This window comes from Xenorhabdus sp. BG5, assembly GCF_015163665.1.
GTDB lineage: Bacteria > Pseudomonadota > Gammaproteobacteria > Enterobacterales > Enterobacteriaceae > Xenorhabdus.
The window spans coordinates 1-1,070 of the sequence record NZ_JADEUG010000083.1 but is presented as its reverse complement, the minus strand read 5'-3'; the positions used below and the strand labels follow the sequence as shown (position 1 = coordinate 1,070).

1 rRNA gene is annotated in these 1,070 nt (G+C 54.2%); it reads right to left on the bottom strand.

Annotation, left to right across the window (positions count from 1 at the left end):
* Window positions 1-1,070 (bottom strand): 23S ribosomal RNA (locus IQ209_RS17895); the annotation flags it as partial.

Sequence of the window (1,070 nt, the reverse complement as noted above, 5' to 3'; positions counted from 1 at the left end):
TGTGTCGGTTTGGGGTACGATGAACACCAATCTGAAGCTTAGGGGCTTTTCCTGGAAGCGGGGCATCAGCAACTTCCGCACCGTAGTGCCGCGTCATCGTGCCTCAGTGTTGTGGCTAACCGGATTTGCCTGGTCAGCCCACCTACACACTTAAACCGGGACGACCGTCGCCCGGCTTGCCTAGCCTTCTCCGTCCCCCCATCGCAATTGGTGCCCGTACAGGAATATTAACCTGTTGCCCATCGACTACGCTTTTCAGCCTCGCCTTAGGGGTCGACTCACCCTGCCCCGATTAACGTTGGACAGGAACCCTTGGTCTTCCGGCGAGCGGGTTTTTCACCCGCTTTATCGTTACTTATGTCAGCATTCGCACTTCTGATACCTCCAGCAAACCTCACAGTTCACCTTCAACGGCTTACAGAACGCTCCCCTACCCAACGACACTGATGTGTCGCTGCCGCAGCTTCGGTGCATGGTTTAGCCCCGTTACATCTTCCGCGCAGGCCGACTCGACCAGTGAGCTATTACGCTTTCTTTAAATGATGGCTGCTTCTAAGCCAACATCCTGGCTGTCTGAGCCTTCCCACTTCGTTTCCCACTTAACCATGACTTGGGGACCTTAGCTGGCGGTCTGGGTTGTTTCCCTCTTCACGACGGACGTTAGCACCCGCCGTGTGTCTCCCGTGATAACATTCTTCGGTATTCGCAGTTTGCATCGGGTTGGTAAGTCGGGATGACCCCCTAGCCGAAACAGTGCTCTACCCCCGAAGATGACTTCACGAGGCGCTACCTAAATAGCTTTCGGGGAGAACCAGCTATCTCCCGGTTTGATTGGCCTTTCACCCCCAGCCACAAGTCATCCGCTAATTTTTCAACATTAGTCGGTTCGGTCCTCCAGTTAGTGTTACCCAACCTTCAACCTGCCCATGGCTAGATCACCGGGTTTCGGGTCTATACCCTGCAACTTAACGCCCCGTTAAGACTCGGTTTCCCTGCGGCTCCCCTATGCGGTTAACCTTGCTACAGAATATAAGTCGCTGACCCATTATACAAAAGGTACGCAGTCACCC